General features: G+C 67.3%; 15 protein-coding genes. 7 read left to right on the forward strand and 8 right to left on the reverse strand.

Annotated elements, in window-relative coordinates; translation table 11 throughout:
- The first annotated feature begins 3 nt into the window (after window positions 1–3).
- Complete coding sequence (gene pepN, locus ACZY0Y_RS05320) at window positions 4–2,631, forward strand: aminopeptidase N (RefSeq protein ID WP_463957025.1); 2,628 nt, start codon at window positions 4–6, stop codon at window positions 2,629–2,631.
- Window positions 2,632–2,703: 72 nt separating this feature from the next.
- Here the strand turns inward: pepN and lplAB are convergent, their stop codons facing one another.
- The 5 genes from lplAB to ACZY0Y_RS05345 form a co-directional block, all read right to left on the reverse strand.
- The gene (gene lplAB / locus ACZY0Y_RS05325) at window positions 2,704–3,810 is read right to left on the reverse strand and encodes a lipoate-protein ligase LplAB (RefSeq protein ID WP_463881142.1); all 1,107 of its coding nucleotides are present in this window, start codon (window positions 3,808–3,810) and stop codon (window positions 2,704–2,706) included.
- Window positions 3,811–3,904: 94 nt separating this feature from the next.
- Window positions 3,905–4,162: a type B 50S ribosomal protein L31 gene (locus ACZY0Y_RS05330; protein ID WP_024365679.1), complete on the reverse strand. Its 258-nt coding sequence runs from the start codon at window positions 4,160–4,162 to the stop codon at window positions 3,905–3,907.
- A gap of 190 nt (window positions 4,163–4,352) precedes the next feature.
- On the reverse strand, window positions 4,353–5,162 hold the full coding sequence (locus ACZY0Y_RS05335; RefSeq protein WP_463881145.1) for a TrmH family RNA methyltransferase: 810 nt from the start codon (window positions 5,160–5,162) through the stop codon (window positions 4,353–4,355).
- Window positions 5,163–5,169: 7 nt separating this feature from the next.
- Entirely contained in the window at window positions 5,170–5,955 is a 786-nt protein-coding gene (locus ACZY0Y_RS05340) for a sulfite exporter TauE/SafE family protein (protein ID WP_463881148.1), read from the reverse strand.
- A gap of 18 nt (window positions 5,956–5,973) precedes the next feature.
- On the reverse strand, window positions 5,974–6,759 hold the full coding sequence (locus tag ACZY0Y_RS05345; protein WP_463881150.1) for an ABC transporter ATP-binding protein: 786 nt from the start codon (window positions 6,757–6,759) through the stop codon (window positions 5,974–5,976).
- Window positions 6,760–6,903: 144 nt separating this feature from the next.
- On the opposite strand from ACZY0Y_RS05345, the gene serB reads away from it, so the two are divergent.
- Window positions 6,904–7,812, forward strand: coding sequence for a phosphoserine phosphatase SerB (serB, locus tag ACZY0Y_RS05350; protein WP_463957026.1), 909 nt, complete (start codon window positions 6,904–6,906; stop codon window positions 7,810–7,812).
- 97 nt (window positions 7,813–7,909) lie between these two features.
- Here the strand turns inward: serB and ACZY0Y_RS05355 are convergent, their stop codons facing one another.
- Window positions 7,910–8,662 carry an SDR family oxidoreductase gene (locus ACZY0Y_RS05355; RefSeq protein ID WP_463881155.1) on the reverse strand — a complete coding sequence of 251 codons (753 nt, stop codon included), beginning with the start codon at window positions 8,660–8,662 and terminating at the stop codon, window positions 7,910–7,912.
- Between the two features lie 195 nt (window positions 8,663–8,857).
- Between ACZY0Y_RS05355 and ACZY0Y_RS05360 the strand changes: the two genes are divergently transcribed.
- Window positions 8,858–9,235 carry a DUF5655 domain-containing protein gene (locus tag ACZY0Y_RS05360; RefSeq protein WP_463957027.1) on the forward strand — a complete coding sequence of 126 codons (378 nt, stop codon included), beginning with the start codon at window positions 8,858–8,860 and terminating at the stop codon, window positions 9,233–9,235.
- Window positions 9,236–9,334: 99 nt separating this feature from the next.
- Here ACZY0Y_RS05360 and ACZY0Y_RS05365 read toward each other — a convergent pair whose 3' ends face one another.
- Both ACZY0Y_RS05365 and ACZY0Y_RS05370 read right to left on the reverse strand, forming a co-directional pair.
- Complete coding sequence (locus ACZY0Y_RS05365; protein ID WP_272927714.1) at window positions 9,335–9,754, reverse strand: Hsp20/alpha crystallin family protein; 420 nt, start codon at window positions 9,752–9,754, stop codon at window positions 9,335–9,337.
- Between the two features lie 181 nt (window positions 9,755–9,935).
- A complete protein-coding gene (locus ACZY0Y_RS05370; protein WP_463881161.1) occupies window positions 9,936–10,661 on the reverse strand; it encodes a beta-ketoacyl-ACP reductase in 726 nt (241 codons plus the stop codon).
- Window positions 10,662–10,812: 151 nt separating this feature from the next.
- Here ACZY0Y_RS05370 and ACZY0Y_RS05375 point away from each other — a divergent pair, with 151 nt between their 5' ends.
- Genes ACZY0Y_RS05375 through ACZY0Y_RS05390 form a run of 4 tightly spaced genes read left to right on the forward strand, consistent with a single transcriptional unit; the run spans window position 10,813 to window position 12,926 of the window.
- Window positions 10,813–11,316 carry a DUF3099 domain-containing protein gene (locus ACZY0Y_RS05375; RefSeq protein WP_463957028.1) on the forward strand — a complete coding sequence of 168 codons (504 nt, stop codon included), beginning with the start codon at window positions 10,813–10,815 and terminating at the stop codon, window positions 11,314–11,316.
- On the forward strand, window positions 11,313–11,561 hold the full coding sequence (locus ACZY0Y_RS05380; RefSeq protein ID WP_463957029.1) for a hypothetical protein: 249 nt from the start codon (window positions 11,313–11,315) through the stop codon (window positions 11,559–11,561). The genes ACZY0Y_RS05375 and ACZY0Y_RS05380 overlap by 4 nt, the downstream gene beginning before the upstream one ends.
- On the forward strand, window positions 11,562–12,446 hold the full coding sequence (locus ACZY0Y_RS05385; protein WP_463881167.1) for an SURF1 family cytochrome oxidase biogenesis protein: 885 nt from the start codon (window positions 11,562–11,564) through the stop codon (window positions 12,444–12,446). It begins immediately after the preceding gene.
- 27 nt (window positions 12,447–12,473) lie between these two features.
- Complete coding sequence (locus tag ACZY0Y_RS05390; RefSeq protein ID WP_463957043.1) at window positions 12,474–12,926, forward strand: YbaK/EbsC family protein; 453 nt, start codon at window positions 12,474–12,476, stop codon at window positions 12,924–12,926.
- The last annotated feature ends 16 nt before the right edge of the window (window positions 12,927–12,942 follow it).

The raw sequence follows: 12,942 nt of genomic DNA on the forward strand, positions 1-12,942 counted from the left end.
GGGGTGTCGAACCAGAACCTGCGCCGCGATGAAGCCGCTGCCCGCTCAGCCCTGATCACCACCCGCAGCTACGACGTCTCCCTGGACGTCCGGCAGGCTGCGGACCCGGACGTGGCCGGCTACACGAGCCGCAGCGTCATCAACTTCTCCGCCAGTGAACCCGGAGCCTCGACGTTCCTGGACTTCATCAGCAGCGAGGTGCACAGCGTCTTCCTCAACGGCAAGGGTCTCCCCGTCGCTGACGTCGTCGACGGCTCCCGGATCCGGCTCGACAACCTCCAGGCGGAAAACCAGGTCACCGTCACCGGCACCGCGCTCTACAGCACCTCCGGGGAAGGCATGCACCGCTTCGTCGACCCGGCCGACGGCCAGTGCTACCTCTACACACAGTACGAACCCGCCGACGCCCGCCGGGTGTTCGCCAACTTCGAACAGCCCGACCTCAAGGCGGAGTTCACCTTCCACGTGATGGCACCGTCGGCCTGGCAGGTGGCCTCCAACGGCGTCGAAACCCAGCGCACGCTCCTGACCAGCGACCCGGACACCAGCCGCTGGGACTTCGCCCCCACGAAGCCGATGTCCACCTACATCACAACGGTGCTCGCCGGCCCGTACTTCAAGGCGGAGGACTCCTGGCGCACGACCCTCGACGACGGCACCCGCCTGGATGTCCCCCTCGCCCTCTACTGCCGCGCCTCGATGGCACCGTCGTTCGACGCCGAGGCGCTGTTCACCCTCACCCGGAACGGCCTTGACTTCTTCAACGGGCTGTTCGACTTCCCGTACCCGTGGGGGAAGTATGACCAGGCGTTTGTGCCTGAATACAACCTCGGCGCCATGGAGAACCCCGGGCTGGTGACCTTCACGGAAAGCTACGTCTTCACCTCACGGGCCGCCGATTCGCAGCACCAGGCCCGCGCCAACACCCTGCTGCACGAAATGGCCCACATGTGGTTCGGGGACCTCGTCACGATGCAGTGGTGGGACGACCTGTGGCTCAAGGAGTCCTTCGCGGACTACATGGGCACCCTCGGCGTGGACAGCACCACGGACTGGGCCACGGCCTGGGTGAACTTCGCCAACAACCGCAAGGCCTGGGCCTACATGCAGGACCAGCTGCCGACCACGCACCCGATCGTCGCGGACATCCCCGACCTTGAGGCCGCCAAGCAGAACTTCGACGGCATCACCTACGCCAAGGGCGCCTCGGTGCTTAAGCAGCTCGTCGCGTACGTGGGGTTTGACGCCTTTATCGCCGGCTCGCGCCAGTACTTCAAGGACCATGCCTACGGCAACACCACCCTGGCCGACCTGCTGGCCGCGCTCAGCACCGCCTCCGGCCGGGACCTCGCGGACTGGGCCCGCCAATGGCTGCAGACCTCCGGCATTTCAACCCTCACCAGTGAGATCGAGGAGCACGACAGCGTCCTCGGCACCGTGGCAGTCCTCCAGGACGCGGTGGACCCGTCGACGGGACGGCAGGAGCCGCGCCCGCACCGGCTGCGGATCGGCTTGTACGGGATGGACGACGCCGGCGCCCTGGTCCGCACCGACAGCGTCGAGACCGACGTCAGCGGCGCCCGGACCGAGGTGGCGGCCCTGTCCGGCAAAGCCCGGCCGGCCCTGCTGCTGGTCAACGACGGGGACCTCAGCTACGCCAAGGTCCGGCTGGACGCGCGCTCCGAGGCCACCGTGCGGACCTCCCTCAGCGCGCTCAGCGATCCGATGGCCCGCGCCCTGTGCTGGACCGCGATCTGGGACTCGGCCCGCGACGCCGTCACCCCGGCAGCCCTCTACGTAGATGCCGTCAAGCGCTTCGGGCCCGCGGAAACCGGGATCGGCGTGCTGCTGAACGTCCTGGGCAACGCCGCCACCGCGATCGAACGCTATGTCCCCGCGGCCGGCCGCGCTGCCGTCCGCCGCGGCTTCCTGACCCTCGCCGCGGACGAGCTCCAGCGGGCCGCGCCGGGCTCCGACCAGCAGCTGGCCTGGGCCCGCACGGTCGCCGCCACCAGCCGCTTCGACAACAGCCGGCTGGACCTGCTCCGCGGCATCCTCGACGGCAGCACGGTCCTCGACGGCCTGTCTGTGGACGCGGAGCTCCGCTGGAACTTCTGGCACGCCCTGGCTGCCAACGGGGAAGCCACCGTGCCCCAGCTCGACGGGGAATTGGCCCGCGACAACACCGCTGCCGGCAAATCCGGGCACGCCACCGCCCTCGCGGCCCGCCCCGAAGAAGCCGTTAAGGAGGCAGCCTGGCAGGAGTCGGTGCACGGCACCGCGCTCTCCAACCAGCTGCTGAGCGCCACCGTCGCCGGCTTCAACACCGCCCCGGCACCGCTGCTGCGCGGATTCACTGACCGCTATTTCGACTGCCTGGAGGACGTGTGGGCCGGTCGCAGCATTGAAATCGCGAGCCGGATTGTCCGTGGGCTCTACCCGGCCGGGCAGGACCTGGACGGCGGCACTCCGGACACGCACTCCGTCATCGTCCGGACGGACCACTGGCTCGCCCGGCACCCGGACGCGCCGCGGGCGCTGCGCCGTATCATCATCGAACAGCGCAGCCACCTGCACCGTGCCCTGACGGCCCAGGCCCTGGCCGCGAACCCCCGATCGACTGCTCCGTAAGTGCCCTTTTGGCGGCTCTAAAGGGCCGTTACGGAGCAGTCGACGGGGTGCAGCCGACGGGGTGGCAGGGGCTCAGGGCACCCGGTGCAGCCACTCCGGGGTGCCGAACTTGGCGTCCACCCGGTGGTGCGCGGCTGCAAGCTCGGCCGCGGTGAGTTCCGAGGGCGTCGCCGCGTAGCGTTCAGTGAAGACTTCCATCATGGCCGCAACAATCTCGGCCCGGGCCAGGCCAGTCTGCCGGCGCAGCGGATCCACCCGCTTCCTGGCGCTCCGGGTTCCCTTGTCGGAGAGCTTCTCCTTGCCGATCCGCAGGACCTCCACCATCTTGTCGGCGTCGATGTCATAGCTCATGGTGACGTGGTGGAGCATGCCGCCGTTCGCGAGCCGCTTCTGCGCGGCGCCGCCGATCTTGCCCTGCCCGGTGGCGATGTCGTTGAGCGGCACGTAGAACGCGGTGATCCCCATTTTCTCCAGGGCAGCCATCACCCAGGCGTCCAGGAAGGCGTAAGACTCGGCGAAGCTGATGCCGTCGACAAGGCTCTGCGGCAGGTACAGCGAGTAGGTGATGCAGTTGCCGGCCTCCATGAACATCGCTCCCCCGCCGCTGATCCGGCGGACCACGCTGATGCCGTGGCGTTCGACGCCGGCGGCGTCCAGTTCGTTGCGGACGGACTGGAAGCTGCCGATCACCACCGACGGTTCCTCCCAGTCCCAGAAGCGCAGGGTCGGGTTGCGGCGGCCCGCGCCGACCTCTTCGGTCAGGACCTCGTCCAGCGCAACGTTGACGTGGGTGGGCAGCACGGACGGGGCGATGATGTTCCAGTGGTGGTCAGCCCAGCCGGTGGCCATCGCCAGGGCGCGCCGGACGGTGACGGCCACGGCGTCGGCGGAAAAGCCGAAGAGGACGGCGTCGGCGGGGAGGGCCGCAGCCACCGCGGCGGAGATGTCCGCCGCATTGGTGTCCGCCGCGAGGCCCGTGAGCGCCCTGTTGATCTCCAGCAGTGCCTCGTCCGGCTCCAGGAAGAAGTCCCCGCTGAGCGAAACGTTCGCGAGCACGCCGTCGACGACGTCGAAATCGGCGACGACTAGTTTGCCGCCGGGAACCTTGTACTCCCCGTGGCGGCGGGCGCCGCCGTCGTCAGCGCTGCTGGAACCGGGGACCGGGGGAAGGGTTGTCATGCCCCTAATCCTGCCACGATGCTCAGGGTGAAGACGCAAAAAGCCCGCACCGTCACCGGTGCGGGCTTTTCCAAAAGACCTTGGGGAGAAGAAGTTACTTCTTGCCGCCGAAGCCCTTGAAGCGAGCGTTGAAGCGCTCGACGCGGCCTGCAGAGTCCATGATGCGCTGCTTGCCCGTGTAGAACGGGTGGGACTCGGAGGAGATTTCGACGTCGATAACCGGGTAGGTGTTTCCGTCTTCCCACTCGATGGTCTTCTTGGAAGACACGGTGGACTTGGTCAGGAACTTGACGCCGGAAGCCAGGTCGTTGAAAACAACAGCTTCGTACTTCGGGTGAGTATCAGACTTCATAATTGGACCTTTGTTCGCACAACTGGATTTTGCCAGTTGCCAGGTATGAATGGGATGGCTGGCGGAATGCACCGGACGGCCAGCTATCAATCATAGCGGAAAGTCGGCGCCTTCGCCGCCTGACCAGCGGCGGCGCTTTGGTGCCACGGTTCAGGCGCACGGTTCAGGCGCACGGTTCAGGCCCCGCGGTTCAGTCCCGTGGGCGCAACTCCCAGAAGGCGACAGCGGACGCCGCCGCGACGTTGAGCGAGTCCACGCCCGCCCGCATGGGGATCTTCACGGCGAGGTCGACGGCGGCCAGGGTCTTCTCGCTCATCCCGGCGCCTTCAGTGCCGAGCACGAGGGCGAGTTTCTCCGGGCGGCGGGCGGCCAGTTCGTCGAGGTCGACGGCGTCGTCGGTGAGTTCCATGGCGGCCACGGTGAAGCCTTCCGCGCGGAGCACCTGCAGGTCCCCCGGCCAGTCCTCCAGCCGGGCCCAGGGCACCTGGAACACCGTCCCCATACTGACCCGGACGCTGCGCCGGTACAGCGGGTCCCCGCAGCGCGGCGACACGAGGACAGCGTCGATGCCCAGCGCCGCGGCAGACCGGAAGATGGCACCGACGTTGGTGTGGTCCACGATGTCCTCCAGCACGGCTACCCGGCGGGCCCCGGCGAGCAGCCCGGGCAGCGGCACAGGTTCCGGCCGCTGCATGGCTGCCATGGCGCCGCGGTGCAGGTGGAAGCCGGTGATGTCCTCGAGGAGCGCTGCGGAGCCGATGTACGCGGGAACGTCCGGGTACTGCTCAAAGATGTCCGCGAGGTCCTCGAGCCATTTTTCGGCCAGGAAGAAGGAGCGCGGCCGGTGACCCGCGGCGAGGGCCCGGCGGAGCACCCGGGAGGACTCGGCGATGTACATGCCCTCGGCGGGTTCCCGGAGCTTGCGCAGGTGCACGTCCGTGAGCTGGGTGTAGTCCGAAACCCGGGGGTCATCGGCGGAGTCAAGGCGGTGGAAGGTCACAGGCGGGTCACTTGAAGAGGTTCGCGATCATGAAGCCCAGGGCGACAAGGCCCAGGACAAAGATGACACCGCGCAGGACCACCGGGGACAGTCGGCGGCCGACTTTGGAGCCGATCACGCCGCCGATCAGCGAACTCACGGCAATCAGTCCGACGACTGTCCAGTCAATCCGGTCGAAGGCGAAGAGCAGGTAGGAAGCTGCCGCCACGACGTTCACGCCGAGGACCAGGATGTTCTTCATGGCGTTGGCGTTCTGGATGGTCCCGGTCATGAAGATGCCGAGGATCCCGACCAGCAGGATGCCCTGGGCGGCGACAAAGTATCCGCCGTACACGCCGGCGAGGTACACCAGGACCACCAGGATGACGCCGTGGCGGCGGTCCCGGATGGCATGTTCGGGGTTCTGCTCCCGGTTCCGGACCCACCGCTGCAGCCGGGGCTGGAATGCCACCATCAGCAGCGCGAGCACGATCAGGACGGGGGCAGCGTAATGGAAGACCTTCTCGGGAAGGTGGAGCAGCAGGTAGGCCCCGGTGATGCCGCCCAGCAGCGACGCGGGCAGCAGTTTGAGCAGCTGCCTTCCGCGTCCTGTCAGTTCCTTGCGGTAGCCCCAGGCGCCGGTGGCGTTCCCGGCCACGAGGCCCATCGCGTTGCTGATGGACGCGGTGACAGGGGCGTAGCCAAGGGCGATGAGCACCGGGAAGGTCACCAGGGTGCCGGAACCGACAACACTGTTGATGGTGCCAGCCCACAGCCCGGCGAAGAAAATGAAGACGCTATTGAAGAACTCCACGCGCGGTCAGCGGTCCGTTCAGCGGCGGGCGGTCGCCGTGTACCGGCCCGCCGTGACGCTGACGTCCAACGGCAGCCCGAAGGTTTCACTCAGGTTTGCGGCCGTGAGGACGCCTTCGATCGGGCCCTGGGCCACCACCGCGCCGTCGCGCAGCAGCATGGCATGGGTGAAGCCCGGCGGGACTTCCTCGAGGTGGTGCGTGACCAGGACAATGGCCGGGGCGGCCTCGTCGCGGGCGAGTTCACTGAGCCGGTACACAAGGTCCTCGCGGCCGGCCAGATCGAGTCCGGCGGCGGGTTCATCCAGGAGCAGCAGCTCGGGGTCGGTCATGAGGGCCCGGGCGATCTGGACACGCTTGCGCTCCCCCTCGGAAAGCGAGGCGAACGGCCGGTTGAGCAGCGGGCCCATGCCCCACTCGTTGAGGAGCGCGAAAGCGCGGCGTTCGTCGTCCTTCTCATAACCCTCGCGCCACCGCCCGGTGACACCATAGGCCGCGGTCACGACGACGTTGAGGACCTTCTCGTGCTCCGGGATCTGGTTGGCCAGCGCAGCCGAGGACAGGCCGATCCGGGGCCGGAGTTCAAAGACGTCGACGGCGCCCAGGATTTCCTCGAGGATGCCGGCCATCCCGCTGGTGGGGTGGATCCGTGCGGCGGCCAGCTGGAGCAGAGTGGTCTTGCCGGCGCCGTTGGGACCCAGGATCACCCAGCGTTCGCCTTCCTTGACCTGCCAGTCGACCTTGTCGAGGAGGGTTTTTGCCCCACGTACAACGCTGACGGCGGCCATTTCAAGAACATCACTCATAGGAGTAGACACTAGGACAAAAAAGCGGACGACTGATAACCGGTGCGCCGGGGCCCTGCCGGGGGCGGGCTGCGCGGCTTCCGCGGCGTCACTGGAGCGCAACGGATTCGGGCCCCGATCTGCCTGATCGCTAGGATTGCAGCCATGAACCTGTACGTGACCGCCGTGAGCTATGCCCCGAAACTTTCCCTTCCCGAGGTGCAGCAGCTCCGCACGCTCCTCGCAGCAGCGGGACTGGCGCTGGACGCCGAATCCCGCACCGGAAACGACCGCTTCGAGGTCCATACGGTGGACGTCAATCCGGACCTGGCCTCCACCCTGGACCACGGTGGGACAGCGCTGGCCGAACTGCGCCGGGCGGTGGCAGAGAACGGCCCTGCCGGAGTCGACACGGCCATTGTTCCCGCCGCCCTCCGCAGCGCGGCGCGGAAGTTCCTCATCATGGACGTGGATTCCACCCTGATCCAGCAGGAAGTGATCGAACTCCTGGCCGCCTACGCCGGCAAGCGCGAAGAAGTGACAGCCGTGACCGAGGCCGCCATGCGCGGCGAACTGGACTTCGCCCAGAGTCTGCACGCCCGCGTGGCGGTGCTCGCCGGGCTGCCGGCCGACGTCGTCGATTCCGTCCGTGCCGAAGTGAAACTGAGTCCCGGCGCGGCAGAGCTCGTCACTGCATTCCAGGAAGCCGGCCACGTCGTGGCGGTGGTGTCGGGGGGCTTCAACCAGATCCTGCGCCCGATCGCGGAGGGTCTTGGACTTGACTACTGGGTCGCCAACGAACTGGAAATCGCCGACGGCGCGCTGACCGGAAAGGTGATCGGTGCGGTGATTGACCGGGCGGCGAAGGAGAAGTACCTGCGGGAATGGGCCGCCAAGGAAGGCATCCCGATGGAGCACACGATTGCCGTGGGCGACGGCGCCAACGACCTGGACATGCTCGGCGCCGCCGGGATCGGCGTGGCGTTCAACGCCAAACCGGCCGTCCGCGCGGTGGCGGACGCGGCCGTGAATATGCCCTACCTCGACGCCGTGCGGTACATCGCCGGAGTCTGACGCTGGACGGGCACCGGAAACGGACGGGCAACCGGGAACACAGTGAAGGCCGGGGCAATCGCCCCGGCCTTCACTGTGTTCCCCGAAACGGCTGGAACTAGTTGTTGCTCTTGTCGAAGTAGTCGGCCCCGCCGACGTATTCGGTGTGGCCGCTTTCGACGTCGGCCGTAACCATCTTGGCGACCTCGGCGGCGAATTCCTTCACCGAGTACAGCTTCCCGGCCTCGGCGCGGCGGGCCTCGATGGCACCCGGGTTGGAGCGGTCCAGCAGGGTGGCCGTGACGGTGCCCTCGATCATGTCGCCGGAGACGATAACCAGGGAGATGCCCTTCTCGGCCAGGTTCGGAATGAGTTCGCGGAGGGCGTCCTCACCGGCGCGCTTGCTGCGTGCCACCGGCTCGTAGTTCTCCATGGTGGGAACGGTGTTGATGAAGTGGGCCTGGTGGCTGGTCACGAAGACCACCCGGGATCCCTCGGGCATCAGCGGGACGGCGGCGTTGAGCATGTTCACCTGGGCGTCGCGGTTGAGCTTGAGTGCGTAGTCCGCCTCCATGCCGGATTCCATCCCGCCGGAGGCGTTGAGGACCACGACATCAAGCGAACCGAAGTTCTCCATTGCGGCACTGGCCAGGGCCTGGACGCCTTCCTGCGTGGTGAGGTCTGCGCCGACGGCGGCTGCGCGGCCGCCCGCCGCCTCGATCTCCGCAACGACCTTGTTGGCGCGGGGCGCCTTCTGGCGGTAGTTCACGACGACGGCGGCGCCCTCGGCGGCGAGGAACTTGGCCACCTCGGCGCCGATGCCCCGCGACGAACCGGTCACGATTGCAGTCTTGTTCTCCAGCAGTCCCATACGAGCTCCTTTGTTCCAAACGTCCAAAAACGGTGGGTCTGCAGTCCATCATGCCAGCGGCGCAGGTGTTTTCCGTTGTTCGGGTTCCACAAAGAAGCCGCGGCAGCCTAGTGACGGCCACGCCCGCAGGCGTAGGATCCCGCGCATGGAATCGCTGCGCCGGACGTGCCGGCAGGCCGTGGATCAGGGGCCTCGGTGCCACGGGGAGTGACGGAGGAATCGACGCCGGAGCAGGTCTTCAGCGGCTCCCCCCGCGGCCTGGAGCTGTTCCATGCGGTGGAGAAGATGCTGGCCGTGCCAGCCCCGCCGGACATGCGGGCAACGAAGAGCGAGGTGGCTTTCCTGGACCGGCGCGGTTTCGCGTACCTCTGGTGGCCCGGCCGGTACGTCAATTCCGATGTGCCCGCCGTGCTCTCGATTGTCTTGCCGTGGCGGGTCGACTCTGCCCGGTTCAAGGAGGTGGTGAATCCCTCGCCCGGGGTGTGGATGCACCACCTGGAGCTGCATACGGTGGACGAACTTGACGGAGAGGTCCTGGGCTGGCTGCGCGAGGCACGGGATTACGCCGGCTAGCGGAACGGTTGGGGTCCGCAAAGTACGGGAAATCCGGCGCACAGGGACGCGGGCGGACTGATCCAGTCTCCGCCCGCGTCCCGCCGCCTGTTCCGGTGGCTACGTGTGGTCGATCCTGATCTTCTTGGCCGTCGCGTCCGGCGCTGTCACGGGGGCAGGGGCGCGCACCTCAAGGACGCCGTCCTTGTAGGTCGCGGTGATGTCCTCTTCCCTGGCACCGGGCGGAAGCGCGACACTGCGGGTGAACGAGCCGTAGCGGAACTCCGAACGGTAGCCGTCTTTGCTCTTGTGCTCGGTCTTTTCCTCGCGTTCGGCCTTGATGTGCAGCATGCCTTCGCTGACGGAGACGTCGACGTCCTTGTCGGGATCAATCCCCGGAACTTCAGCGCGCACCACCAAGGTGGTGCCGTCTACAAACTGCTCGACCTTGATGGACGGGGTCATCGTCAGGTCGCCGTCCAGGAAACGCTTGATCGGTTCCAGCACGTCCGACGGCACCCACTTGTTAAGTTCAGCCACGATTGTCCTCCTGTTGCCATGCCCCTGCCATGGTGCGGTCAGGGGCTGTAGCCCCATTACACACCCGGCGGCGAACGGCGCAAAGGGGAAAAAGTCCTATCGTGGCGGACGCCAGGGGCCCATCTGGTGGCTGGGCAGCGGCGGCGGCGCCTGCCGTCGTCGTGTGCTTCCGGATCCCGCCTTAGTGACCCATCCCGAGGCCGCCGTCGACGGGGATGACGGCACCGGAAATGTAGGCTGCCTCGTCGCTGGCGATCCAGCGGACCACGTTGGCGACCTCGGAGGCTTCGGCGAAGCGGGCGGCGGGAACCTTGGAGAGGTAATCCTTCTGGGTTGCCTCGGGCAGTTCCGCCGTCATGTCGGTGTTGATGAAGCCCGGGGCCACCACGTTGGCGGTGATACCGCGGGCACCCAGCTCGCGGGTCAGCGAGCGGGCCATGCCGACCAGACCTGCCTTGGAGGCCGAGTAGTTGATCTGGCCGGGCGCGCCGTAGAGGCCCGAGACCGAGGAGATCAGGACCACGCGGCCCTTGCGTGCCCGGATCATGCCCTTGGAGGCACGCTTGATCACGCGGAAGGCGCCAGTGAGGTTGGTGTCGATGACCGAGGTGAAATCGTCCTCGCTCATGCGCATCAGGAGGGTGTCCCTGGTGATGCCGGCATTCGCCACCAGCACCTCGACGGGGCCGTGCGCGGCTTCCACTTCGGTGAACGCGGCGTCGACGGAGGCCTCGTCCGTGACGTCGGCCTTGACGCCAAGGATGCCCGCGGGGAGCGCCGATTCGCTGCGGTACGTGACGGCCACCTTGTCACCGTTGGCGAGGAAGGCTTCGGCGATGGCGAGGCCGATTCCGCGGTTTCCGCCGGTGATCAGGACACTGCGGCCGGTGGTTGCTGTTTCAGACATGGTGGGGCTCCGGAATTCTGCGGCGGGACGGCGCCGCGCTGGGGGCGGGATTTTCCTGCCTCCGATCTTAGCGCCCGGCAGGCGCGCGTTTGGGCGGCCCTGCTGTTGGTGAGAGAATTGGAATAAGCCTTGGGAGCGTGATCTGACAGCCTTGACACTCAAAAACCGACCCGGTGTACCTGTGCCCGGGAACCCGGACGCACCGTCCGGTGATTCCGAGGTTCACAGCATCACGGACGCCTCCGCCGCACACTCTGAAGAGATGCGCCAGCGGATGATCAAGTACGCCGTGGCGATGGGTATCCGCATGGTGTGCCTGATCCTGATTTTTGTGGTGGATGGCTGGTTGAAAATCCTCCCGGTCATCGGGGCCGTGTTCCTGCCCTGGTTCGCCGTCATCATCGCCAACGGCAGCGACAAGGCGGAGTTCCATTCCGACTCGCTGCTGGACTACGCGCCGCTGGCCCAGCTCGATGCGCCGGCCTCCGCCACGTCTGAGGACCCGGTTGGCCCGGGTGTCCCGCCGTCGGAGGACCCGTCAATGACGCTCCTGCAGGGCGAACTCGTCGACGATGGGGACTCCCCGGAGGGCGGCAGCGGCGCCCCTGGGCGGCGTGAAAGTGACGACGGCGGCCACGGACGGGAAGCATCATGAACCTTTTTGACCTCACCGGGACCGGCGGAGCCGCCGGTCCGGCCGAAGCCGTCTGCTCCCGCAAGGCATGCCGGAGCGGCGCCGAATGGCAGCTGCTCTGGAACAACCCGAAAATCCACACCCCGGAACGGCGCAAGATCTGGCTGGCCTGCGGAGACCACCGGGCCTGGCTCGAGGACTACCTGCAGACCCGCGGGCTCTGGAAGGACACTGTGGTATTGGACCCGGCAGGCAAGGCACACTGAATGTACCGTTTTCTCTTCTCCAGCAAGTGGCTGGGGTACCTGTTGCTTGCCGCGATTTTTGCTGCCGCCTGCGTCGGACTGGGCCGCTGGCAGATGGACCGCCGCGCCGAGACGCTGGCCGGGATCAACCGGGTCACCTCCAACTATTCGGCGGCGCCCGTCCCGTTCGCTGAGGTCAAGGACCAGTTCAGTTCGCTGGCAGCCGAGCGGGAGTGGACCCAGGTGGAACTGAAGGGCAGTTACGACGTCGCCGGGCAGCGTATCGTCCGCAACCGGCCGCTCAACGGCCAGCCCGGCTACGAGGTGGTTGTGCCCTTCAGGGTGGAAACCGGCGAGACCGTTGTGATCGACCGCGGCTGGCTGCCGATCGGCAACAACAGCCCGGGCCGCCCCGACCAGGTTCCCGATCCCCCGCAGGGCACCGTGACCGTCGTCGCCCGCCTGAAACCTGCCGAGCCCGCCCTCCAGCGCGGTGCCCCGGACGGCCAGCTGGCGTCAATCGACCTCACCGCCTATTCCGGGCAGCTGGGCTATCCCCTGCTGACGGGCGCCTATGGCCAGTTGGCGTCAGAGAGTCCGTCGGCGGCGGACATGCCCTTCCCGTTCCCGAAGCCGTCCACCGACGAGGGCACCCACTTGTCGTACTCGCTGCAGTGGTTTGCGTTCGGCGTGCTGATGTTCATCGGCTTCGGGTACGCGGCCCGGCAGCAGGCCCGCAACGCGGCTATTGACGCCGAGGACGCAGAAGCCCAGGCTGCCGATACCGACGGCGGCTTGATGCATTCCAGCGGCCCGGCTGCCCGCCGTCGTCCTGCGCCCCGCAAGCGGAAGAACGCGTCCGCGGAGGAAGAGGAAGACGCCATCCTGGACGCCCAGGGGTACTGAGAAGTGGACGGTGTGTTGCCGGATCCTGTGGCGCGGGTGAAACGCGCGCTGAACGCGCTCGGCGCAGAGGACACGGTCACGGTGTTCGACTCGAAGGTCCCGACGGCTGCTGCGGCGGCCGCCGCGCTCGGCTGCGACGTTGCGGCCATCACCAACAGCCTCGTGTTCGACGTCGCGGGTGCCCCGCTGCTGATCCTGGCCAGCGGAGCCGCCAGGGTCGATGTGCGGAAGGTCGCCGGGCAACTGGGCGGCGGACAAATCCGCCGCGCCTCCGCCGGTTTCGTCCTGGAACACACCGGCCAGGAAGTGGGCGGCGTAGCCCCGGTCGGGCATCCGGAGAAAATCAGGACACTGCTGGACGAGTCCCTGGCGGCCCATCGGGTTCTCTGGGCCGGCGCGGGCGACCACCACTCCATGTTCTCGATCAGCTACGAAGAGCTCAAGCGCATCACCGAAGCCCAGGAAATGCCCGTCCGCTAGCCCAACTGACTCGCAT

It is taken from the genome of Pseudarthrobacter kochi, assembly GCF_055412805.1.

What these genes read in the sequence shown, in the direction of transcription:
- lplAB (WP_463881142.1), bottom strand. Translation starts at nt 3,810, where the DNA reads ATGACAACCCTTCCCCCGGTCCCCGGTTCCAGCAGCGCTGACGACGGC.
- ACZY0Y_RS05330 (WP_024365679.1), bottom strand. Translation starts at nt 4,162, where the DNA reads ATGAAGTCTGATACTCACCCGAAGTACGAAGCTGTTGTTTTCAACGAC.
- ACZY0Y_RS05345 (WP_463881150.1), bottom strand. Translation starts at nt 6,759, where the DNA reads ATGAGTGATGTTCTTGAAATGGCCGCCGTCAGCGTTGTACGTGGGGCA.
- serB (WP_463957026.1), top strand. Translation starts at nt 6,904, where the DNA reads ATGAACCTGTACGTGACCGCCGTGAGCTATGCCCCGAAACTTTCCCTT.
- ACZY0Y_RS05355 (WP_463881155.1), bottom strand. Translation starts at nt 8,662, where the DNA reads ATGGGACTGCTGGAGAACAAGACTGCAATCGTGACCGGTTCGTCGCGG.
- ACZY0Y_RS05370 (WP_463881161.1), bottom strand. Translation starts at nt 10,661, where the DNA reads ATGTCTGAAACAGCAACCACCGGCCGCAGTGTCCTGATCACCGGCGGA.
- ACZY0Y_RS05380 (WP_463957029.1), top strand. Translation starts at nt 11,313, where the DNA reads ATGAACCTTTTTGACCTCACCGGGACCGGCGGAGCCGCCGGTCCGGCC.
- ACZY0Y_RS05385 (WP_463881167.1), top strand. Translation starts at nt 11,562, where the DNA reads ATGTACCGTTTTCTCTTCTCCAGCAAGTGGCTGGGGTACCTGTTGCTT.